Origin of the sequence: Burkholderia sp. IMCC1007 (assembly GCF_027257875.1) — a bacterium.
Lineage (GTDB): Bacteria > Pseudomonadota > Gammaproteobacteria > Burkholderiales > Burkholderiaceae > Burkholderia.
This window is the reverse complement of record NZ_JAPVQY010000048.1, coordinates 40,210-61,653: the sequence shown is the minus strand read 5'-3', so window position 1 is coordinate 61,653 and position 21,444 is coordinate 40,210. Positions and strand designations below refer to the sequence as shown.

21 protein-coding genes are annotated in these 21,444 nt (G+C 66.4%); 14 read left to right on the top strand and 7 right to left on the bottom strand.

Annotated features, from left to right (window positions below; all coding sequences use genetic code 11):
* Positions 1-197 (top strand): hypothetical protein (locus O1Q03_RS30260; RefSeq protein ID WP_269507835.1); only part of this gene is annotated, 197 nt, incomplete at its 5' end.
* A gap of 317 nt (positions 198-514) precedes the next feature.
* Here the strand turns inward: O1Q03_RS30260 and O1Q03_RS30255 are convergent.
* Positions 515-1,291, bottom strand: coding sequence for an enoyl-CoA hydratase (locus tag O1Q03_RS30255; protein WP_098549862.1), 777 nt, complete (start codon positions 1,289-1,291; stop codon positions 515-517).
* A 129-nt stretch (positions 1,292-1,420) separates the two neighbouring features.
* Between O1Q03_RS30255 and paaN the strand changes: the two genes are divergently transcribed.
* The 5 genes from paaN to paaK all read left to right on the top strand — a co-directional run bounded on the left by paaN (position 1,421) and on the right by paaK (position 7,045).
* Positions 1,421-3,127, top strand: coding sequence for a phenylacetic acid degradation protein PaaN (gene paaN, locus O1Q03_RS30250; RefSeq protein WP_269507834.1), 1,707 nt, complete (start codon positions 1,421-1,423; stop codon positions 3,125-3,127).
* A gap of 87 nt (positions 3,128-3,214) precedes the next feature.
* Complete coding sequence (pcaF, locus tag O1Q03_RS30245) at positions 3,215-4,417, top strand: 3-oxoadipyl-CoA thiolase (RefSeq protein WP_269507833.1); 1,203 nt, start codon at positions 3,215-3,217, stop codon at positions 4,415-4,417.
* 45 nt (positions 4,418-4,462) lie between these two features.
* Entirely contained in the window at positions 4,463-5,254 is a 792-nt protein-coding gene (gene paaG / locus O1Q03_RS30240; RefSeq protein WP_269507832.1) for a 2-(1,2-epoxy-1,2-dihydrophenyl)acetyl-CoA isomerase PaaG, read from the top strand.
* 1 nt (position 5,255) lies between these two features.
* Complete coding sequence (paaI, locus tag O1Q03_RS30235) at positions 5,256-5,708, top strand: hydroxyphenylacetyl-CoA thioesterase PaaI (protein WP_269507831.1); 453 nt, start codon at positions 5,256-5,258, stop codon at positions 5,706-5,708.
* A gap of 38 nt (positions 5,709-5,746) precedes the next feature.
* Positions 5,747-7,045 carry a phenylacetate--CoA ligase PaaK gene (paaK, locus tag O1Q03_RS30230; protein WP_269507830.1) on the top strand — a complete coding sequence of 433 codons (1,299 nt, stop codon included), beginning with the start codon at positions 5,747-5,749 and terminating at the stop codon, positions 7,043-7,045.
* Positions 7,046-7,338: 293 nt separating this feature from the next.
* Here the strand turns inward: paaK and mltA are convergent, their stop codons facing one another.
* Entirely contained in the window at positions 7,339-8,571 is a 1,233-nt protein-coding gene (mltA, locus tag O1Q03_RS30225) for a murein transglycosylase A (protein WP_442865888.1), read from the bottom strand.
* An 83-nt stretch (positions 8,572-8,654) separates the two neighbouring features.
* Complete coding sequence (apaG, locus tag O1Q03_RS30215; RefSeq protein WP_014898204.1) at positions 8,655-9,029, bottom strand: Co2+/Mg2+ efflux protein ApaG; 375 nt, start codon at positions 9,027-9,029, stop codon at positions 8,655-8,657.
* Between the two features lie 177 nt (positions 9,030-9,206).
* Here apaG and rpe point away from each other — a divergent pair, with 177 nt between their 5' ends.
* The 8 genes from rpe to O1Q03_RS30175 all read left to right on the top strand — a co-directional run bounded on the left by rpe (position 9,207) and on the right by O1Q03_RS30175 (position 16,528).
* Positions 9,207-9,893 carry a ribulose-phosphate 3-epimerase gene (gene rpe, locus O1Q03_RS30210; RefSeq protein WP_006482066.1) on the top strand — a complete coding sequence of 229 codons (687 nt, stop codon included), beginning with the start codon at positions 9,207-9,209 and terminating at the stop codon, positions 9,891-9,893.
* Between the two features lie 4 nt (positions 9,894-9,897).
* Positions 9,898-10,662 (top strand): phosphoglycolate phosphatase, encoded by a 765-nt coding sequence (locus O1Q03_RS30205; protein WP_269507828.1) that lies wholly within the window; start codon positions 9,898-9,900, stop codon positions 10,660-10,662.
* 358 nt (positions 10,663-11,020) lie between these two features.
* A complete protein-coding gene (trpE, locus tag O1Q03_RS30200; RefSeq protein ID WP_269507827.1) occupies positions 11,021-12,514 on the top strand; it encodes an anthranilate synthase component I in 1,494 nt (497 codons plus the stop codon).
* Positions 12,515-12,526: 12 nt separating this feature from the next.
* Complete coding sequence (locus O1Q03_RS30195; RefSeq protein WP_269507826.1) at positions 12,527-13,126, top strand: aminodeoxychorismate/anthranilate synthase component II; 600 nt, start codon at positions 12,527-12,529, stop codon at positions 13,124-13,126.
* A 13-nt stretch (positions 13,127-13,139) separates the two neighbouring features.
* A complete protein-coding gene (trpD, locus tag O1Q03_RS30190) occupies positions 13,140-14,171 on the top strand; it encodes an anthranilate phosphoribosyltransferase (RefSeq protein WP_269507824.1) in 1,032 nt (343 codons plus the stop codon).
* A gap of 29 nt (positions 14,172-14,200) precedes the next feature.
* Entirely contained in the window at positions 14,201-14,986 is a 786-nt protein-coding gene (trpC, locus tag O1Q03_RS30185; protein ID WP_269507822.1) for an indole-3-glycerol phosphate synthase TrpC, read from the top strand.
* Positions 14,986-15,612: a CYTH domain-containing protein gene (locus O1Q03_RS30180; RefSeq protein WP_269507820.1), complete on the top strand. Its 627-nt coding sequence runs from the start codon at positions 14,986-14,988 to the stop codon at positions 15,610-15,612. Before trpC ends, O1Q03_RS30180 begins: the two co-directional genes overlap by 1 nt.
* A gap of 13 nt (positions 15,613-15,625) precedes the next feature.
* Positions 15,626-16,528, top strand: coding sequence for a uracil-DNA glycosylase (locus tag O1Q03_RS30175; protein WP_269507818.1), 903 nt, complete (start codon positions 15,626-15,628; stop codon positions 16,526-16,528).
* 163 nt (positions 16,529-16,691) lie between these two features.
* Here O1Q03_RS30175 and O1Q03_RS30170 read toward each other — a convergent pair whose 3' ends face one another.
* From O1Q03_RS30170 to O1Q03_RS30155, 4 genes are all read right to left on the bottom strand, one after another.
* The gene (locus O1Q03_RS30170; RefSeq protein WP_269507816.1) at positions 16,692-17,288 is read right to left on the bottom strand and encodes an FMN-dependent NADH-azoreductase; all 597 of its coding nucleotides are present in this window, start codon (positions 17,286-17,288) and stop codon (positions 16,692-16,694) included.
* A 146-nt stretch (positions 17,289-17,434) separates the two neighbouring features.
* The gene (locus O1Q03_RS30165) at positions 17,435-19,234 is read right to left on the bottom strand and encodes a M61 family metallopeptidase (protein ID WP_269507814.1); all 1,800 of its coding nucleotides are present in this window, start codon (positions 19,232-19,234) and stop codon (positions 17,435-17,437) included.
* Positions 19,235-19,348: 114 nt separating this feature from the next.
* A complete protein-coding gene (locus O1Q03_RS30160; protein ID WP_269507812.1) occupies positions 19,349-20,077 on the bottom strand; it encodes a DsbC family protein in 729 nt (242 codons plus the stop codon).
* Positions 20,078-20,167: 90 nt separating this feature from the next.
* Positions 20,168-21,352, bottom strand: a complete 1,185-nt coding sequence (locus O1Q03_RS30155) for a UbiH/UbiF family hydroxylase (protein ID WP_269507810.1) — start codon at positions 21,350-21,352, stop codon at positions 20,168-20,170.
* Positions 21,353-21,444: the final 92 nt, after the last annotated feature.

The window sequence follows — 21,444 nt, the reverse complement described above, 5'->3', positions numbered from 1 at the left end:
GGAATATGAATCACTTCATAAACCTGACTTACTTTAGTGTGAGACTCTTGATACTTTCGCTATCTGATCCGAGGATCAGCTCGCTGCCATCAAGCGCCCACACTTATCGGCTGTTAATTTTTAAAGAGCATGTCTGCGAGGAACTTCGTGTTTCTCAGCAGCGCTGCGTTTTCAGCAGCAGAGAAGCGAAATTATGAACCGTCTTTTTCAACTCGTCAACAACTTTTTTAACTACTTCGTTGCGACGGTTGGGGTTCAACTCCTTGTGCGCCAAGGCTCGACAGCAACCTCGACCGCACCGCTTCCCTTCTTCTCTCCCGCGCTGCGTTTCCGTTAGCGCGAAAGAGGCGTGATTCTAAGCACCCGCCCCCGTCTCCGCAAGCCCTTTGTGAAAATATTTTGAAAAACCCTCCGTGCGCTGCCGCGCACGGAGGCTTTGGGGTCTCGGCATCGGGGAATGGCGCCGGCGATTGCTACCCGCCGCCCGCCGGGCAGGCGCCTCGCTGCAGCCGAATCAGCGGTTCTTGAACTCCGGCTTGCGCTTCTCGACGAATGCCGCCATCCCTTCCTTCTGATCTTCCGTCGCGAACAGCGAATGGAACAGCCGACGCTCGAAGTGAACGCCTTCGGCCAACGTCGTTTCGTACGCGCGGTTCACCGACTCCTTGACCATCATGACCGCCGGCAGCGAAAACTCGGCGATCGTCGTCGCAGCGGCAATCGCCTCGTCGAGCAATTTGTCGGCCGGCAGCACCCGCGATACAAGCCCGGCCCGCTCCGCCTCGGCTGCGTCCATGAAGCGCGCGGTCAGACACATGTCCATTGCCTTCGCCTTCGATACCGCGCGCGGCAGGCGCTGCGTACCGCCCGCACCGGGCATCACGCCCAGCTTGATCTCGGGCTGGCCGAACTTGGCGGTATCCGCCGCGAAAATGATGTCGCACATCATCGCGAGTTCGCATCCGCCGCCGAGCGCAAAGCCCGACACGGCAGCAATGATCGGTTTGCGGATCTCGCGGACAGTCTCCCAGTTGCGGGTGATGTAGTCGCCGCGGTAAACGTCCATATAGGAATAGGTCGCCATCATGCCGATGTCGGCGCCGGCTGCGAATGCCTTCTCGCTCCCCGTCACGACGATCGCGCCGATACCGTCGTCTGCATCGAACGCCTTCAGCGCGGCGCCCAATTCATCCATCAACGCATCGTTGAGCGCATTCAGCGCTTTCGGACGATTCAGCGTGACCAGCCCGACTCGTCCCCGGGTCTCCACCAGGATGTTCTCGTAAGACATCTATTTCTCCTCGATCAATGAAATGAGAAACGCCTCGCACATGCGAATAGTTTGATGCTACCATTCTCCGACCAACCGGTCGGTTAATTAATCGATCCAATTCCTCTCAACGTCCATCAGGCCGCCGTCATGACCCATGCACTGTTCACGAAGCACGAAGACACGCTGAAACACGCCCTCGCCGCCATCGAGAGCCGCGGGTACTGGAGCCCGTTCGCCGAAATGCCGAGTCCCAAAGTGTACGGGGAAAGCGCCAACGCCGATGGTGAGGCCGCGTTCAAAGCGCACCTCGACAACACATTCGTGCTCGACCAGCCGGCGTCCGGCGGGACGGTCGGCGCGGAGCAGTCGCCGTACGGCATCGCGCTGGGCATCCGTTATCCGAAATCGACGCCCGACGAGCTCATTGCCGCGGCTGCCGCCGCTCAACGCGCGTGGCGCGAAGCGGGCCCCACGGCCTGGATCGGCGTCAGCCTCGAAATCCTCGCCCGCCTGAATCGCGCAAGCTTCGAAATCGCGTATAGCGTGATGCATACCACCGGTCAGGCGTTCATGATGGCGTTCCAGGCGGGCGGCCCGCACGCGCAGGATCGCGCGCTCGAAGCGGTCGCCTATGCATGGAACGAGTTGCGCCGCATCCCGGCCGACGCACACTGGGAAAAGCCGCAAGGCAAGAATCCGCCGCTCGCGATGCACAAGCGCTATACGATCGTGCCGCGCGGCACCGGCCTCGTGCTCGGCTGCTGCACGTTTCCGACGTGGAACGGCTACCCCGGCCTGTTCGCCGACCTGGCGACCGGCAACACGGTGATCGTCAAACCGCATCCGGGCGCGATCCTACCGCTGGCAATCACGGTCCGCATCGCGCGCGACGTACTGCGCGAAGCCGGCTTCGATCCGAACGTCGTCACGCTCCTCGCGACCGAGCCGAACGACGGCGCACTCGTGCAGGACCTCGCACTGCGCCCCGAAATCAAGCTGATCGACTTCACGGGCAGCACGCAAAACGGCACGTGGCTCGAACGCAATGCCCATCAGGCGCAGGTATATACGGAGAAGGCTGGCGTCAACCAGATCGTGATCGACTCGACCGACGACCTGAAGGCCGCCGCCAAGAACATCGCGTTCTCGCTCGCGCTGTACTCCGGTCAGATGTGCACCGCCCCGCAGAACATCTACGTGCCGCGCGACGGGATCCGCACCGCGGATGGCCACGCGAGCTTCGACGAAGTCGCCCAGGCGATCGCCGTCTCCGTGCAAAAGCTCACCGGCGACCCGGCGCGCTCGGTCGAACTGATCGGCGCGATCCAGAACGACGGCGTGACCGCGCGCATCGACGACGCCCGCAAGCTCGGCCCCGTGCTCGCCGACAGCCAGACGCTTCAGCACCCCGCCTTCCCTGACGCCCGCGTGCGCACACCGCTCGTACTGCAGCTCGACGCAGCCGACCGCGCGAAATTCACGCAGGAATGGTTCGGCCCGATCTCGTTCGTGATCGCGACCGACTCGACCGCACAGTCGCTCGATCTGGCCGGCGAGATCGCTGCGGAGCACGGCGCGCTGACGCTCTCCGTCTACAGCACCGACGACAAGATCCTCGACGCTGCGCACGAGGCAGCAGTGCGCGGCGGCGTCGCGCTGTCGATCAACCTGACGGGCGGTGTGTTCGTGAACCAGTCGGCCGCATTCTCCGACTTCCACGGCACCGGCGCGAACCCTGCGGCCAACGCGGCGCTGGCCGATCCGGCATTCGTCGCCAACCGGTTCCGCGTGGTTCAAAGCCGCGTCCATGTTGCGCCGAAGGCAGTGCCCGCGGAAGCCGGCCAAACGGCATAACCCGAATGGCCGACGTGCAAACGCCGCCACGTTCTCTACCATGAACGAATCCGCCAACCGGCGGGTTCGCCGCCTATCGATACGCCCATGACTGACGCCTATATCTGCGACGCGATTCGCACCCCCATCGGCCGCTACGGCGGCGCCCTGAAAGACGTTCGAGCCGACGATCTCGGCGCGGTGCCGCTCAAGGCGCTGATCGAGCGCAACAGTACCGTCGACTGGTCGGCGATCGACGACGTGATCTACGGCTGCGCGAACCAGGCCGGCGAGGACAACCGCAACGTCGCGCGCATGTCTGCGCTGCTCGCAGGCCTGCCGACCGCGGTGCCCGGCACGACGCTGAACCGCCTGTGCGGCTCGGGCATGGACGCGGTCGGCACGGCCGCGCGCGCGATCAAGGCGGGCGAGGCACGCCTGATGATCGCGGGCGGAGTCGAAAGCATGACGCGCGCGCCGTTCGTGATGGGCAAGGCCGCCAGCGCGTTCGCGCGCCAGGCCGCCATATTCGACACGACAATCGGCTGGCGCTTCGTCAATCCGCTGATGAAGCAGCAATATGGCGTCGATTCGATGCCCGAAACGGCCGAAAACGTCGCGGTCGACTACGACATCAGCCGCGCCGATCAGGATCTGTTCGCGCTGCGCAGTCAACAGAAGGCCGCCCGCGCTCAGCAGGACGGCACGCTCGCCGCGGAAATCGTGCCGGTCACGATTGCGCAAAAGAAAGGCGACGCGCTCGTCGTGTCCGTCGACGAGCATCCGCGCGAAACGTCGCTCGAAGCGCTCGCGAAGCTGAAGGGCGTCGTGCGCCCCGACGGCTCGGTGACGGCAGGTAATGCGTCGGGCGTCAACGACGGCGCGTGCGCGCTGCTCCTCGCCAACGCGGAAGCCGCCGAGCAGTACGGGCTGCGCCGCCGCGCACGCGTCGTCGGCATGGCGACCGCCGGTGTCGAGCCGCGCGTGATGGGCATCGGCCCCGCGCCGGCCACGCAGAAGTTGCTGCGTCAGCTCGGCATGACGATCGACCAGTTCGACGTGATCGAACTGAACGAAGCATTCGCGTCGCAAGGTCTCGCCGTACTGCGCATGCTCGGCGTCGCCGACGACGATCCGCGCGTGAACCCGAACGGCGGCGCAATCGCACTGGGCCATCCGCTCGGTGCGTCGGGCGCCCGGCTCGTGACCACGGCGCTTCACCAGCTCGAGCGTACGGGCGGCCGTTTTGCGCTCTGTACGATGTGTATCGGCGTCGGCCAGGGCATCGCGCTCGCGATCGAACGCGTGTAACCGCCGCGCCGCGCGCCTATAACGAAGTCATGAAGGAGACACTGCATGTCATATCAGGCGATCCAGCTGGATATCGATCAGGCTGCCCACGTGGCCACGATCACGCTCAACCGTCCGGACAAGCTGAACAGCTTCACGCGGGCGATGCACCGCGAACTGCAGTCGGCACTCGATGAAGTCGAAGCCGCCGGCGCGCGCGCGCTGATCCTGACGGGTGCGGGGCGCGGCTTCTGCGCGGGCCAGGATCTGGCCGACCTCGACTTCACGCCGGGCGCAGCCACCGACCTCGGTACGTTGATCGACGAGCACTTCAATCCGCTGATCCGCCGCCTGCAGCGCATGCCGATTCCGGTGATCGCCGCGGTCAACGGCACGGCGGCCGGCGCCGGCGCAAATCTCGCGCTCGCATGCGATCTCGTGTTCGCCGCGCGCTCGAGCAGCTTCATCCAGGCGTTCGTCAAGATCGGGCTAGTGCCCGATTCGGGCGGCACGTGGTTCCTGCCGCAACGCGTCGGCATGGCACGCGCACTGGGGCTCGCCCTCACCGGCGACAAGCTCGGCGCCGAACAGGCCGAGCAATGGGGCTTGATCTGGCGCGCGGTCGACGACGACGCGCTCGCCGCGTCGGTCCGCCAGGTCGCGACCCAGCTCGCACAACAGCCGACGCTCGCGATCGCATCGATCAAGCAGTCGATGCGCGACAGCGCCACGAACACGCTCGATCAGCAGCTCGATCTGGAACGCGACCTGCAACGCAAGCTCGGCCAGTCGCACGACTACGCCGAAGGCGTCCAGGCTTTCATCGAGAAGCGCGCACCGCGTTTCGAGGGGCGTTGACATGACGACCGTCACCGACACGCTCGACCCCGATTCGCTCGCCCGCGCCACGGCGCAGGCCATGTACGACTCGGACGCCTGCAGCCGCGCCTTCGGGATGGAAATCGCCGAAGTGCGCGCCGGCTACGCACGCCTGCAGATGCGCGTGCGACCCGAGTTCCTGAACGGGCACCAGACCTGCCACGGCGGAATCATCTTCACGCTCGCCGATTCGACGTTCGCGTTCGCCTGCAATTCGTACAACCTGAACACCGTTGCGGCCGGCTGTTCGATCGAATACCTGCGTCCCGTACACGGCAACGACTTGCTGACGGCCGAGGCGATCGAGCAGACGCGCAGCGGCCGGCACGGGATCTACGACATCCGCGTCACGAACCAGACCGGCGAAACCGTCGCGATGTTTCGCGGCAAATCGGCCCAGATCAAGGGCACGGTTCTTCCGGAAGATCGGTGACGGCCACGGTTCGCTCATAACAAACACTGGAGACACGCATGACAACCCCGCTACCGCTCGAGCCGATCGAGACCGCCTCACGCGACGAGCTGACCGCGCTGCAGCTCGAACGCCTGAAGTGGTCGCTCCGGCATGCGTATGAACATTCCCCCGTCTATCGCCGCAAATTCGACGAAGCGGGCGTGCACCCCGACGACCTGAAGACGCTGTCCGACCTGTCGCGCTTCCCGTTCACGACCAAGAGCGACCTGCGAGACAGCTATCCGTTCGGGATGTTCGCGGTGCCGCAGGACCAGATCTCGCGCATTCATGCGTCGTCGGGCACGACCGGCAAGCCGACCGTCGTCGGCTATACGGCGCGCGACATCGATACGTGGGCGAATCTCGTCGCGCGCTCGATCCGCGCGGCCGGCGCGCGCCGCGGCGACAAAGTCCACGTCAGCTACGGCTACGGGCTGTTCACCGGCGGGCTCGGCGCCCACTACGGCGCCGAACGTGCGGGGTTGACGGTGATTCCGTTCGGCGGCGGCCAGACCGAGAAGCAGGTGCAACTGATCCAGGATTTCCGCCCCGACATCATCATGGTGACGCCGAGCTACATGCTGTCGATCGCCGACGAGATCGAGCGTCAGGGCCTCGATCCCGCGCAAAGCTCGCTGCGCATCGGTATTTTCGGCGCGGAGCCGTGGACGAACGACATGCGCGTCGCGATCGAGCAGCGGATGGGAATCGACGCGGTCGACATCTATGGGCTATCCGAAGTGATGGGCCCCGGCGTCGCGTCCGAATGCGTCGAGACCAAGGACGGCCCGACCATCTGGGAAGACTACTTCTACCCGGAAATCATCGACCCCGAAACCGGCGAAGTGCTTCCGGACGGCGAACTCGGCGAGCTGGTCTTCACGTCGCTGACGAAGGAAGCGCTGCCGATCATCCGCTACCGGACGCGCGACCTCACGCGGCTGCTGCCCGGCACCGCGCGCACGATGCGCCGGATGGAAAAGATCACCGGCCGCTCCGACGACATGATGATCGTGCGGGGCGTCAACGTGTTCCCGACGCAGATCGAGGAGCAATTGCTGAAGCAGCGCGCGCTCGCGCCGCACTATCAGATCGTCCTGACGAAGGAAGGCCCGCTCGACGTGCTGACGCTGAACGTCGAGCCGTGTCCTGAAACGGCGCCCGACACGGCGGCGATCCGCGCGGCCAGCGAGGCGCTCGCGTACGACATCAAGTCGCTGATCGGCGTGACGGCCGTGATCAACGTGCTGCCCGTGAACGGGATCGAGCGCTCGGTCGGCAAGGCCCGTCGCGTCATCGACAAGCGCAAGGGCTGAGGTAATCTCACCGCGCAGGCGATGGGCGCGAACTTCGCGAACCTCATTGACTCGCCGCGCGCCCGCCGCACAGCGGCGAATCCGGGTGTGCAAATGAAACAGCCCGGTCGGCCAACGCCGATCGGGCTCTTTTACGCCAAAGCGTCGTTCGACGAGACACGCATAGCATCACGCGAACTGAATTCACATGGGCACACCGGCGATCAAACCGGCACGCGCCACCGGCATGAAACGCACCACGGATGCCGCGCCCCCCGCGCAGGCCACCCTCCGGGCACCTACGCCGCCCCAACTCACGAGTTCGGAAACAGCAGCCACATCCGGCCGACCTGCTTCATCCGCCCGGCCAGATCGCCTGCGTCGTCGCCGAGCCCCCAGAAATAGTCGGCCCGCACGCCGCCCTTGATCGCCGAACCCGTATCCTGCGCGAACACGAGCCGGTTCATCGGCGTATTCGTGAGCGGACGCGTGGTCTGCAGGAACACGGGCGTGCCGAGCGGGATCGACGACGGATCGACCGCGATCGAGCGCTCGGGTGTGAGCGGCACGCCCAGCGCGCCGATCGGGCCGTCCGCGCCGCCATGCGGTGCATCTTCCTTGGTCGGCATGTCGCGGAAGAAGACGAAGCGCGGATTCGTGTCGAGCAGCGCGTCGACGCGCGTCGGGTTCGCCTTCGCCCATGCCTTGATACCCTGCATCGTCGCCTGCGCGGGCGTCAGTTCGCCGCGATCGAGCAACCACCTGCCGATCGAGCGGTACGGCTGGTTGTTGGTGCCGCCGAAGCCGACCCGCATCACCGAACCGTCGTCGAGCAGCACACGCCCCGACCCCTGCACCTGCAGGAAGAACGCCTCGATCGGATCGTCGACCCACACGAGTTCATTGCCGTTCAGGATGCCGGCACGCTCGAGCTGCGCGCGCGCAGGCAGCGCGGCGCCGGCGCGATAGCCGGCCGGCCAGCGGTACAGCGCATACTGATACGGACCGCGACGCACGCGGGAGCCGTGCAGCAGCGGCTCGTAATAACCGGTCACGAGCCCGTCGAGGGTGCCGTCGGTATTCGCCAGTTGGAACGGCGTGAAATACGTTTCGAAGAAAGCGCGCGCGCTGCTGACGTCGAGCTCGTCGAGCCGGTCGGCGGCCGCGCAAGCGCGCTGCCACGCCGGCTGGCGCGCGAGCCGCGCGCAGTTCTGCCGCAGCGCGGCCGTTGCGCCGATCAGCGAATCGTCCTGCCAGCCCGGCACCTGCTGCCAGGCCACCGGCGTCAGCCGCTGCGCGGCAACCTGCCCCGGCACGATCGCCGCGCCGGTCGGCGGCTTCAGCGCCGACGTCCGCGTCGGCGCGCTGCCACACGCGGCCAGCAGTGCGGCCGCCGCGACCGCGGCGACCCAGCCGGCCACCCGGGGCCCAAACCACATACAATGTCCGTTCTTGATGGAAACCGCCATGTCAGATTTTCTCGACCAATATCCGATGCTCATCTTCGCGCTCGAAGCTTTCGTAGCGCTCGCCCTGCTGATCTTCATCGTCGTGTGGACGTCGTCGGGCAGGAAGAAGCACGCCCGCGGCAACGATCGCCAGCCGCGCTGAGCGCCGCCGCACGCTCGACTCAATGCAGCGTGCGCGGCATGTGCAGCGCAAACTCGTCGACCGGCGCATCGAACCGCTCGCCGTCCTCCGCCACGCAGAAGTACGCGCCACGCATCGTGCCGACCGGCGTCGCGATCACGGCCCAGCTCGTGTATTCGAACTGTTCGCCCGGCTGCAGCAGCGGTTGGTGCCCGACGACGCCGAGCCCTTTCACTTCCTGCACGTGGTTGTCGCTGTCCGTGATGATCCAGTGGCGCGCGATCAGTTGCGCCGCGACCTGCCCGGTATTGCGGATGGTCAGCGTGTACGCGAATGCGTATTGACGCCGATCGGGGTCGGATTGTTCCGGCAGGTAGCTGGTTTTCACCGAAACGGTGAACTGATACTGACTCATGATGTTTCCGCTGTAGGTAACCGCCCGCGCCAACTCGAGCGGCGGAGCCGCGGGCGCGCCGCACTGGTTCGGCATTCTATGCGGAATCCGGCCGCAACCGCACGGCCTGTCGCCGCGCACCGGGTCGCCGGACGGTAGAATGGCGGTTTTGCGCCGCAGCGTCCCCGCTCCCCTGTCATGACTCAATTCCGCATCGCTCCCAGCATCCTGTCGGCCGACTTCGCACGGCTCGGCGAAGAAGTCCGCAACGTGGTCGCCGCCGGCGCCGACTGGATTCACTTCGACGTGATGGACAACCATTATGTGCCGAACCTGACGATCGGCCCGCTCGTGTGCGAGGCGATTCGCCCGCACGTGCAGGTGCCGATCGACGTGCACCTGATGGTGCGCCCGGTCGACCGGATCGTGCCCGATTTCGCGAAGGCCGGCGCGAACCTGATCAGCTTCCACCCGGAAGGCTCGGATCACATCGACCGCACGCTGTCGCTGATCCGCGACCACGGCTGCAAGGCCGGCCTCGTGTTCAATCCGGCCACGCCGCTGAACTACCTCGACCACGTAATGGATCGCCTCGACTTCGTGCTGCTGATGTCGGTGAACCCGGGCTTCGGCGGCCAGTCGTTCATTCCGGAAACGCTGAACAAGCTGCGCGAAGCACGTGCGCGCATCGACGCGTACACCGAGCGCACCGGCCGCGAGATCCTGCTCGAAGTGGACGGCGGCGTGAAGGCCGACAACATCGCGGAAATCGCGGCGGCCGGCGCGGACACGTTCGTCGCCGGTTCGGCGATCTTCGGCAAGCCCGACTACCGCAAGGTGATCGACGAGATGCGCGCCGCGCTCGCCACCGTCGAGCGGAGCTGACGCCGTGGCCGACTCGTCGTTCGCCGGCCACGCGCCGGCCGGGGCCGCCACGGACGCGGCCCCGATCCGTTTCGCGACGCCGCGTATCGACGCGGCGGTGATCGATCTCGACGGTACGATGGTCGACACGGTCGACGATTTCACGGCCGGGCTGAACGGGATGCTCGCGCAGCTCGGCGCGCCGGCCACGTCGCGCGACGAGGTGATCGGCTACATCGGCAAGGGCTCCGAGCACCTGATCCAGAGCGTGCTGAAGCCGCGCTTCAGGCCCGACGAAGCGCTCGCGCGCTTCGACGACGCACTCGCGATCTACCAGGCCGAATACGCGAAGATCAACGGCCGCCACACGCGCCTCTACCCCGAGGTTGCAGCGGGCCTCGACGCGTTGCACGCGGCAGGCATCCGGCTCGCGTGCGTGACGAACAAGCCGCACCGCTTCGCAGTCGAGCTCCTCGCGCAATACGGGCTGATCGATCGCTTCGGCATCGTGCTGGGCGGCGACAGCGTCGCGCGCAAGAAGCCCGATCCGCTGCCAATGCACACGGCGTGCGATGCACTCGGCGTCGCGCCCGGCGCGGCGGTGGCGATCGGCGACTCGGAAAACGATGCGCTGGCGGGCCGCGCGGCCGGCATGGCGACGCTGACGGTGCCGTACGGCTACAACCACGGCAAAGCTATACAAACGATAAATTCGGATGGTATAGTCGATTCGTTGCTGGTCGCAGCCCGCGCGATCACCGCGCACAACGCCGGCCGGCCAACCTTCTGATTATTTCTTCCATCCGCATGTTTCTGAATAAAAAACGGAGTCTGAGCAGCATCGACCGGGGAGCCTGGCCCTGGCGTCGCTGGTCGCGCTAACCTCTTCGATGAGGTACGCTGAAGCCCGTCTTCAGCGCCGTTTTTTATCTCGCTGCGCATCCGCGCGCCGATCGTCGCACCACCTCGAGTTCTACCGCGCCCGAACGCCTGCGTTCAGGATCGGCCGCAGGCTCGCGACGTTCACGCCCGGAATGCCGGCCGGCAACAGGCACTTCTCGATCGACCGCCCTTTCGCCGACGGCAGCCCGCGCAGCGTCAAGTGATCCCTGGCGCACCCCGCCGCTCGTCCCGAACAGGACCGGAACATGACCGAACTCGAATTCCAATCGCTTGCGAACGAAGGCTACAACCGCATCCCGCTGATCGCGGAAGCGCTCGCCGACCTCGAAACGCCGCTGTCCCTCTACCTGAAGCTGGCCCAGCCCGAACGCGCGGGCGCCAACTCGTTCCTGCTCGAATCGGTGGTCGGCGGCGAACGCTTCGGCCGCTACTCGTTCATCGGCTTGCCGGCCCGCACACTGGTGCGCACCCGCAACGGCGTGTCGGAAGTGGTGCGCGACGGTCAGGTCGTGGAAACGCACGACGGCGATCCTTTCGAATTCATCGAGTCGTTCCAGGCGCGCTTCAAGGTCGCGCAGCGTCCGGGCCTGCCGCGCTTCTGCGGCGGCCTCGCCGGCTACTTCGGCTACGACGCGGTGCGCTACATCGAGAAGAAGCTCGCGAACACCGCGCCGCGCGACGATCTCGGCCTGCCCGACATCCAGCTGCTGCTCACCGAGGAAGTCGCGGTGATCGACAACCTGGCCGGCAAGCTCTATCTGATCATCTACGCAGACCCGGCCCAGCCGGAAGCCTATACGAAGGCCAAGCAGCGCCTGCGCGAGCTCAAGCAACGCCTGCGCACGACCGTGCAGCCGCCTGTCACGTCGGCGAGCGTGCGCACCGAAACCTTCCGCGAATTCAAGAAGGACGACTACCTGGCCGCCGTGCGCCAGGCGAAGGAATACATCGCGGCCGGCGAACTGATGCAGATCCAGGTCGGCCAGCGGCTGACGAAGCCGTACCGCGACAATCCGCTGTCGCTGTATCGCGCGCTGCGTTCGCTGAACCCGTCGCCGTACATGTATTACTACAATTTCGGCGATTTCCACGTGGTCGGCGCATCGCCCGAAATCCTGGTGCGCCAGGAAAAGCGCGGCGACGACCAGATCGTCACGATTCGGCCGCTGGCCGGCACGCGTCCGCGCGGCAACACGCCCGAGCGCGATGCCGAACTCGCGACCGAACTGCTGAACGATCCGAAGGAAATCGCCGAGCACGTGATGCTGATCGACCTCGCGCGCAACGACGTCGGCCGCATCGCCGAAATCGGCTCGGTGCAGGTCACCGACAAGATGGTGATCGAGAAGTACTCGCACGTTCAGCACATCGTCAGCTCGGTCGAAGGCAAGCTGAAGCCCGGCATGACGAACTACGACGTGCTGCGCGCGACGTTCCCGGCCGGCACGCTGTCGGGCGCGCCGAAAGTGCGCGCGATGGAGCTGATCGACGAGCTCGAGCCGATCAAGCGCGGGCTGTACGGCGGCGCCGTCGGCTACTTGTCGTTCTCCGGCGAGATGGATCTCGCGATCGCGATCCGCACGGGCCTGATCCACAACGGCAACCTGTACGTGCAGGCGGCAGCCGGCGTCGTCGCCGACTCGGTGCCCGAATCCGAATGGCAAGAGACCGAGAACAAGGCGCGCGCGGTGCTGCGTGCGGCCGAACAGGTCCAGGACGGCCTCGATAGCGACTTCTGACGGAGACTGACCATGCTGCTCATGATCGACAACTACGACTCGTTCACCTACAACCTGGTCCAGTACTTCGGCGAACTGGGCGAGGACGTGCATACGTACCGCAACGACGAAATCACGCTCGACGACATCGCGCGCGTGAATCCCGACACCATCTGCCTGTCGCCGGGCCCGAGCAATCCGCAGCATGCGGGCATCACGCTCGACGTGCTGCGCGAATTCGCGGGCAAGAAGCCGATCCTCGGCGTCTGCCTCGGCCATCAGGCGATCGGCGAAGCATTCGGCGGCCGCGTCGTGCGCGCGAAGACCATCATGCACGGCAAGGTGAGCCGGATCGAAACGGATTGCCGCGGCGTGTTCGCGGATCTGCCGAAGCATTTCGACGTCACCCGCTACCACTCGCTCGCGATCGAACGCGAATCGCTGCCCGACTGCCTCGAGGTATCCGCGTGGACCGACGACGGCGAAATCATGGGCGTGCGTCACAAGACGCTGCCGATCGAAGGCGTGCAGTTCCACCCGGAATCGATTCTCTCCGAGCACGGCCACGCGCTGCTCGAGAATTTCCTGAAGCAGCACCGCGCAGCGGCCCGTGCGGCCGCGCCGGCCGCCTGACGGGAGACGCACGATGACGATTACCCCGCAGGAAGCGCTGCAACGCACGATCGAACACCGCGAAATCTTCCACGACGAGATGCTGCACCTGATGCGGCTCATCATGCGCGGCGACATGTCGCCCGTGATGGCGGCCGCGATCATCACCGGGCTGCGCGTGAAGAAGGAGACGATCGGCGAGATCGCCGCCGCCGCGACCGTGATGCGCGAATTCGCGAACCACGTCGAAGTGCAGGACAACTCGAACTTCGTCGACATCGTCGGCACCGGCGGCGACGGCTCGCACACGTTCAATATCTCGACCGCGTCGATGTTCATCACCGCGGCGGCCGGCGCGAAGGTCGCGAAGCACGGCAACCGCGGCGTGTCGAGCAAGTCCGGCAGCGCCGACGTGCTGGAGGCGCTCGGCGTGAACATCGACCTGCAGCCCGACCAGGTGGCTGCGTCGATCGCCGCAACCGGCATGGGCTTCATGTTCGCGCCGAACCATCATCCGGCAATGAAGAACATCGCGGCCGTGCGCCGCGAGCTCGGCGTGCGGACGATCTTCAACATCCTCGGCCCGCTGACGAATCCGGCCGGCGCGCCGAACCAGCTGATGGGCGTGTTCCACCCCGACCTCGTCGGTATCCAGGTGCGCGTGATGCAGCGTCTGGGCGCGCAGCACGTGCTCGTCGTGTACGGCAAGGACGGGATGGATGAAGTGTCGCTCGGCGCCGCGACGCTCGTCGGCGAATTGCGCGACGGCAAGGTGCACGAATACGAGATCCATCCGGAGGACTTCGGCCTGCAGATGGTGTCGAACCGCACGCTGAAGGTGGAAAATGCCGAGGAATCGCGCACGATGCTCCTCGGCGCGCTGGACAACCAGCCGGGCGTCGCACGCGAGATCGTCACGCTGAACGCGGGCACCGCGCTCTATGCGGCCAACATCGCGGAATCGATCGCGGATGGCATCCAGCTCGCCCGCGAAGCGATCGCAAGCGGCAAGGCGCGCGCGAAAGTCGACGAACTCGTGCGCTTCACGCAGCAGTTCAAGCGCTGACTCCCCTTACGAATCAAGCAGGAACCCACATGAGCGACATTCTCGACCGAATCATCGCCGTCAAGCGCGAAGAAGTCGCGGCGGCCATGCGCAGCACGCCGCTCGAGGCACTGAAACTGGAAGCATCCGCGCGCGACCTGCGCGACTTCGTCGGCGCACTGCGTGCGAAGAACGCCGCCGGCCACGCGGCGGTGATCGCCGAAGTGAAGAAGGCCAGCCCGTCGAAAGGCGTGCTGCGCGAGCATTTCGTGCCGGCCGACATCGCGCGCTCGTATGCGGCCCACGGCGCCGCGTGCCTGTCGGTGCTGACCGACGAACAGTTCTTCCAGGGCAGCGTCCGCTATCTGCAGGAAGCACGCGCGGCGTGCTCGCTGCCGGTGCTGCGCAAGGACTTCATCGTCGATGCGTACCAGATCCTCGAAGCACGCGCGATGGGCGCCGACGCGATCCTGCTGATCGCGGCCGCGCTCGACACGCCGCTGATGCAGGAACTCGAAGCGTATGCGCATTCGCTCGGCCTCGCGGTGCTCGTGGAAGTACACGACCGCAACGAGATGGAACAGGCGCTGACGCTGAAGACGCCGCTGCTCGGCATCAACAACCGCAACCTGCGCACGTTCGAAACGACGATCCAGACCACGCTCGACATGCTCGACATGATCCCGGCGGACCGCATGGTCGTGACCGAGTCGGGCATCCTGTCGCGCACCGACGTCGACACGATGCGCGCGGCGAACGTCAACGCGTTCCTCGTCGGCGAAGCGTTCATGCGCGCCGAGCAGCCGGGCGAAGAGCTCGCGCGGATGTTCTTCTGATGGCGATCGAAAAGGAAATCAAGCTCGCGGTGCCGGCCGGCGCGGCCGACGCGGCGCGACGCTTTTTCGAGACGCTGACCGGCGAAGCGGGCGACGTCATTGCGCTCGCGAACGTCTATTACGACACGCCCGATCTCGCGCTGTCCCGCTCGAAGAGCGCGGTGCGCGTGCGCCGCACGCCGCACGGCTGGCTGCAGACGTTCAAGACGGTCGGCAGCGCGGAAGCCGGCCTGCATCGCCGCCATGAGTGGGAACTGCCGGTCGCCGGCGACGCGCTCGAAATCGACGCGCTCGTCGCCGCGTGCGACGTGCCGGAGGCCGCCACCGCGCTGCGCGACGCGGCGCCCGCGCTGCACGCGCTGTTCCGGACGGATTTTTCGCGTACGCTGTGGCGGATCGCAATCGCCGGCGCCACCGTCGAAGCCGCGGTGGACGTCGGCGAGATCGTCGTCCAGGCAGGCAACGACACGCGCCGCGAACCGATCAGCGAAATCGAACTCGAACTGATCGACGGCCCGGAAGCGGCGCTCGCGACGCTCGCCGCCGAACTGCAGCAAGCGCTGCCGGGCCTCGCCCCCGAAAACATCAGCAAGGCGCAGCGCGGCTATCGGCTGCGCGCGCAATAAACACGCATCACGCATGGCAACCCGCAAGACTCTCCGCACGCCGCAGCAGGCGTCGCTGTTCGACGATCTCGTGCCGGAAACGGCACGCGACGATGTTCCCGCTCCGGCGTCCGAGCCGCCGTCGCCGGCACGCAAGCCGGCGAAGAAAGCCGCGGCAGCCGCTCCGGCTCCCGCCGCGCAACCCGCCGGCGCGGACATCCCGCACCTCGCCGCGCAATTCGACGCGCTGCCGGCCGTCTGGCGCGACGTGCTGAAACCCTTCACCGACAGCGACGCGTACGCGCCGCTGTGCCGCTTCGTCGACGCGGAGCGCGCGGCCGGCAAGACGGTCTACCCGACCGACGTGTTCCGCGCACTGCGCCTGACGAGCCCGGACGACGTGAAGATCGTGATCCTCGGCCAGGACCCGTACCACGGCGACGACCGCGGCACGCCGCAAGCGCATGGCCTGGCGTTCTCGGTGCCGCCGGCGGTCCGCACGCCGCCGTCGCTGCGCAACATCTTCAAGGAAATCGCCGCGAATTTCGGCCACGACACGCCGCGCCACGGTTGCCTCGACACTTGGGCGCGCCAGGGCGTGCTGCTGCTCAACACCGTGCTGACGGTCGAGCGCGGCGCAGCCGCGAGCCACGCGAAGCGCGGCTGGGAGCAATGCACGGACACGCTGATCCGCGAACTGGCGAACCGCCATCGCGGGCTCGTGTTCATGCTGTGGGGCGCGCATGCGCAGGCGAAACGCGCACTGTTCGATGCGAGCGCGCATTGCGTGCTCGAGGCGCCGCACCCGTCGCCGCTGTCCGCGCACCGCGGCTTCCTCGGCTGCCGCCACTTCGCGCTCGCGAACGACTATCTCGTCGAAGCCGGCCGCCCGCCGATCGACTGGCGTCTGCCGGACGTGGCCGAAACGCTCGCGTAACCGCGTTCCACTGCCCGCCTTTCGCCCGCACCACGCAAAAACGCCGCGCCCCTTGCTGAACTGAACCACGAAGTGGGAAGCCAACTTCTGCGGTTCAATTCATTTTGGGGCGCGGCGTTTTTTTCACCGGCCGACTCAACGGGTGCAACGCACCCGCATCGACTTACGCTGCAGCGATCGCTTCGCGAGCGCCGGCGAGGGCTACGCTCTGCGCATCCGGCCCGAGGTTCAGGCCTTCGGCGTGGATGAAGCTCACGTCGGTCAAGCCGATGAAGCCGAGGAACGTGCGCAGGAACGGCGTCTGGCTGTCGTTCGGCGTACCCAGGTACTTGCCGCCGCGGGCCGTCACGACGTGAACCTTCTTGCCCTTGATCAGGCCTTCCGGACCGTTCTCGGTGTAGCGGAACGTGACGCCGGCACGTGCGATCCAGTCGAAATACGTCTTCAGCTGCGACGACACGCCGAAGTTGTACATCGGTGCGCCGATCACGATGATGTCGGCGGCTTGCAGTTCGGCGATCAGCGCATCGCTCTTCGCGACGATCGCATTCTGTTCCGCGCTACGCTTGTCGGCCGGCGTGAAGAACGCGCCGAGCACCGATTCGTCGAGGTGCGGCAGCGCGTCGGTCAGCAGGTCGCGAACCACGACCTTCGAACCGGGGTTCGATTGTTGCAGCTTTGCCGTCAGTTCGTTGGACAGCAGCGTGGACTGCGCGCCTTGCGAGCGTGCGGCGGAATTGATTTGCAGAATGGTCGTCATGTCAGGCTCCAGTTAGGTTGCGCTTCGGTAGCGCGAGTGACGCCATTGTGCGTGGCCGCGCGGTCCCGAAAAAGCGGGCTGCGGGCGACGGATTGTTGCAGCAGCAGAACAATCCATGATCGCGCCCCAAACCCGCTCTTCGGCGTTCAGCCCTTCAGCCAGGCTTCCCGGCCCTTCTGTACGGCGGCCGGCTTCGCAGCGGCCGTCAGCCGGTAGCGCGTGACTTCCGGGCCGTCCAGCTTCAGTTTCGCGGTCCGCAGCTCGTCGCGGCGGAATGCATGGATCTCGACCTTGTCGCCCGGCCGATAGCGCGCAAGCAGCGCGTCGAGGTTCGTGCCGGTGACGCGCAGCCCGTCGAGCGCGATCAGCGTATCGCCCGCCGACAGCCCGGCGCGATGCGCGGCGCCGCCTTCGTAGACGGCCGCCAGCGTGCAGTCCGCGCCGCCGCGCAGGCGCGCGCCGATGGTCGGCTTCGCAGCCGCGCCCGCCGCGACCTCGGGTGTGAGCGTCACGCCGAACGGCGCGAGCAGGTCGGCGAGCGGCAGGTCGCGCGTGCCGTGCACCGCGTCGACGAACAGGCGGCCGAGCGCGACGCCGGTCGCTTCCTCGATCAGCGCCTCGACTTCGTTTTCTTCGACGCCCGCCTGCTTGCCGCGATAGAAATCGCGGCCGTAGCGTTGCCACAGCAGACGCATCACGTCGTCGAGCGACTTGCGGTTGCGGGTCTGCGCGCGAATCGCGAGATCGAACGCGAGCGCGACCAGCGAGCCCTTCGTGTAGTAGCTGACGATCGCGTTGGTCGCGTTCTCGTCCTGCCGGTAATACTTGATCCACGCGTCGAACGAGCTGTCCGCGACGCTCTGCTTCAGACGCCCGGTGCCGCGCAGCACGCCGCCGACCGTGCGGCCGAGCGCCGCGAAATAGTCGTCCTGCGAGATCAGCCCGCTACGGACGAGCATCAGGTCGTCGTAATACGACGTGAAGCCTTCGAACAGCCACAGCAGCGACGTGTAGTTTTCACGTGCGAGGTCGTACGGCACGAACGCGGCAGGCTTGATGCGCTTCACGTTCCACGTATGGAAGTACTCGTGGCTGCAGAGGCCGAGATACGTGCGGTAGCCTTCCGTCGTTTCGGGCCGCCCCTTCACCGGCAGATCGGTGCGGTTGCAGATCAGCGCGGTCGAGGCGCGATGCTCGAGGCCGCCGTAACCGTCGCTGACCGCGAGCGTCATGAACACGTAGCGCTCCATCGGCGCCTTCTTCGATTTCGGCTCGAACAGTGCGATCTGCGCTTCGCACACACGCTTCAGGTCGGCGCGCAGCCGCTCCATGTCGAGTTGCGTCACGCGCCCGGCGATCACGATGTCGTGCGGCACGCCGTGCGCGTCGAACGTCGCCAGCGCGAATTCGCCGATCGTCACCGGATGGTCGGCGAGTTCATCATAGTTCGATGCGCGATACGCGCCGAAACCGTGGCGCTTGGTGCCGCGCGCCTCGGGCAGCGAGGTGCCGACGCGCCACGTGCGGAACGCCGGGCCGGCCGGCTTCGCGATGTCGACTTCGCACGGCGCATCCTCGCGGCCGGCGACGCTCAGGAACACGGCCGTTCCGTTGAAGAAGCCGCCCGATTCGTCGAGATAGGCGGAGCGCACCGACAGGTCCCACGCGTACACGTCGTAGCGCAGCGTCAGCGCGCCGTTCACCGGCGCGGCCTGCCACGTGTTCTTGTCGGTCTTCGCGATCCGCACCTTGCGACCGGCGTCGTTGAACGCGGCGAGCGTCACGATGTTGCGCGCGAACTCGCGCACGAGATAGCTGCCCGGAATCCACACCGGCAGCGAGAAGCGCTGGCCGTCGGGATCGGGATCGGCGACCGTCACCGACACTTCGAACAGGTGCGCGGCAACATCTTTCGGGACAATCGAATAGCGGATCGGCTGGGTCATCGTGGCAATCGGTCGAAAATCGAACGGAATACGGCGGCGGAAACGAAGAGAGGCGCCGGCAGTATCGCGGGCGCCCCTCGCTGGCCGGGCCATGCGGCCCGGCGTGTCGGTCGGTTACTTGCTCGACGCGAGCGCCTGGTTGAGCTGGTCGGCCGACACCGCGCCGGGCAGGCGGCGGCCGTCGGGCAGGAAGATCGTCGGCGTGCCGGTGACGTTCATCCCGCGGCCGAGTGCGAGGTTCTTGTCGAGCGCGGTGGTGTCGCACGTGCCGGCGCCGGACGGCGCACGATGGTCGAGCATCCAGCTCTGCCAGGTCTTCGCGCGATCGGTCGCGCACCAGATCGCCTTCGACTTCGCGGTCGAATCCGGCGACAGCACCGGATACAGGAACGTGTAGACGGTCACGTTGTCGATCGACTGCAGCGTCGTCTCGAGCTTCTTGCAGTACGGACAGTTCGGATCGGAGAACACCGCGATCTTGCGTGCGCCGTTGCCCTTCACGACCTTGATCGCATTCGCGAACGGCAGGCTCGCGAAGTCGATCTTGTTGAGATCGGACAGGCGCGCGTCGGTCAGGTTCTTGTGCGTCTTGGTGTCGACGAGATCGCCGAGCAGCACGTAGTCGCCGGCTGCATCGCTATAGATGATTTGCGAGCCGAGGTTCACTTCGTACAGCCCCGCGATCGGCGATTTCGACACGCTCTTGATCGGCGCGTCACTGCCCAGACGCGCTTGCAGCGTCGCTTTCAGCTTGTCGGTGATTGGGTCGGCCTGCGCGGTGCAGCCAAGCGTCGCCATCGTGACGGCCAGCGCCAGCGACGCGATGCGGATCGTTTTTTTCATCCAGTTGTTCCTTCAGCTCAATCGGAGTGCACGGCATAGTGTACGCCGTAATGGAACCCTGTCCGACCGGCAACCTGCGCGAAGGTTCGCTCAGCCGAGCGCGGCCGACACGAGCCAGCGCTTCACGAGCGGTTGCGCGCCGACGAACGCCATGCCCGCATTGCGCACCGCCTTCGCGAACGAACCCGGCACCGCGAACAGCCGCTGCAGCCCGTCGGTCGCGACCATCAGCGCGCGGATGTCCTCGCGGCGCGAACGCTCGTAGCGGCGCAGCAGCACGGTATCGCCGAGGTTGCGGAAGCTTTCCTTGTTCGTGATCGCATCGGCGAGCGCTGCGACGTCGCGCAGCCCCAGGTTCATCCCCTGCCCGGCGAGCGGGTGGATCAGGTGCGCGGCATCGCCGACGAGCGCGACGCGCGGGGCGATCAGCTTGTCGACGGTCTGCAGCGCGAGCGGGAAGCCGGCGGCCGGCGTCACGCATTCGAGCGTGCCGACCTGGCCGTGCGACACGCGCTCGACTTCGGCGGCGAGTTGCGCGGGATCGAGCGCGAGCAGTTCATCCGCGTGCGCGGTGTGCGCGGACCACACGAGCGACACATGGCCGTCCGGCAGCGGCAGCGGCAGCAGCGCAATGATCTCGCCTTCGTGGAACCACTGGTAGGCCGTCTCGCGGTGCGGCAGCGACGCCTTGAAGTTCGCGACGACGCCCGTCTGCCGGTAGTCGCGTCGCTCCACCCTGGCCCCCATTTGGGAGCGTACCCACGAATGCGCACCGTCCGCGCCGACCACGAGGTCCGCTTCGAGCACCTGCCCCGACGACAGCGTGAGCGCGGCCGCGTCGTCGCGCACGTCGAAGCCCTGCGCACGCGCATCGAACCACGTGAGGTTCGGCTGGAACCGCAGCGCGGCGTCGAGCGACGTCTCGATCAGCGACGATTCGGCGATCCATGCGAGTTGCGGCACGGACGCCTGGTACGCGGAGAAATGCAGTTCCGCGTGCGCATCGCCGTACACGCGCATGTCGTAGACCGGCGCGAGCCTGCCGTGGTCGAGCGCCTGCCAGACCCGCAGCCGCTCCAGCAATGCCTGCGAGCTGGACGACAGCGCATAGATGCGCGTGTCGAACGCGAGATCGGCGGGGCGCGGCGTGGCCGGCTGTGCCAGCAACGCGGTCTTGTAGCCGGACTGGGTCAGCGCGAGCGCGGCCGTCTTGCCGACGAGCCCGCCGCCGACCACGGCGACGTCGAAGATATGGTGGGCAGTCATGGCGGGCATTATAGCTGCGGGGCCAATCCCTTATGCGGCCGCAGTTTGCGGGAAATCAGCAGAATCGCGGGCGCGGCCGGTAGCGGCGGCCCGTCGCATCG